Source organism: Vibrio genomosp. F10 str. 9ZD137 (genome assembly GCF_049974785.1).
GTDB lineage: Bacteria > Pseudomonadota > Gammaproteobacteria > Enterobacterales > Vibrionaceae > Vibrio.
On the sequence record NZ_JBNGCJ010000812.1, the window covers coordinates 1 to 1,052 of the forward strand.

Consider the following 1,052-nt stretch of genomic DNA (forward strand, 5'->3'; position numbering starts at 1 on the left):
GCCTCGCTAATTAGCGAGGCTTTTTTGTTAACATCTCATTATCATTCTTGTAACTTTAAAATCACAACCTATTGTTTTTAAATGTAAATTTCATTTTCTTTATCTGCATCTCAGTATTCAATTCATTCTTCGATTAATGTCCTCTAAACGACTAGTTTAATCTTCTAAAAAGCCCATTTTTTTAGAGTTATGTTATATGATCGGTAAAATATTAACCAAATTTGTGCTTTATCATTAAGAGTTGATTAAACAAAATTGACAATCTTTTACCAATCGAGATAATCCTAGACCACTTGTCGAGATTAATTATGGAATTATTCGACAAACAATTGTCAGGATGACATAGAAAGGAAGCAACATGACAAACATTGGAAGCCTGCTAGGAGACGCTGCAACCCTTATGCTAACAGGGATGGCTGTCGTCTTTATTTTCCTAACTATTCTAGTATATCTCGTTCGTTTGATGTCTAAACTGGTGCCAACAGAAGTGCCAGAATCATTCGCTACGCCCAATCAAAATAATACAGTTCAATCAAATCCTTCTGCGATTAGTCCTAAGGTTGTTGCGGCAATCTCAGCGGCAGTACATCAATATCGGACTTCTACAGCAAAATAGGTTTTTTTAAAGGATTAAAAGGAGTTAATGAGCATGTCTAAACCACTAGCAATTACGGATGTGGTCCTTCGTGACGCCCATCAGTCACTATTCGCTACGCGTATGCGTATTGAAGATATGCTGCCTATTGCGGCAGAGTTGGATAAAGTCGGATACTGGTCCCTAGAAACTTGGGGTGGTGCAACGTTCGATTCTTGTATTCGTTTCTTAGGTGAAGACCCTTGGGAACGCTTACGAGAGTTAAAGAAAGCGATGCCAAATACCCCTATGCAAATGTTATTGCGTGGGCAAAACCTTCTGGGCTACCGCCATTACGGTGATGATGTCGTTGCGAAGTTTGTTGAGCGTGCTCATACCAACGGCATGGACGTGTTCCGTATTTTTGATGCAATGAACGATGTGCGTAACTTCCAAGCCGCCGTTAAAGCAACGGTTG

Annotated in this window: 1 protein-coding gene and 1 pseudogene; both read left to right on the top strand. The window is 39.6% G+C overall.

Features of this window, described 5'->3' with window-relative positions; translation table 11 throughout:
* Positions 1 to 358: 358 nt before the first annotated feature.
* Entirely contained in the window at positions 359 to 616 is a 258-nt protein-coding gene (locus tag ACP45E_RS18635; RefSeq protein ID WP_017036635.1) for an oxaloacetate decarboxylase subunit gamma, read from the top strand.
* A gap of 33 nt (positions 617 to 649) precedes the next feature.
* Positions 650 to 1,052: pseudogene (locus ACP45E_RS18640) on the top strand (oxaloacetate decarboxylase); the annotation flags it as partial.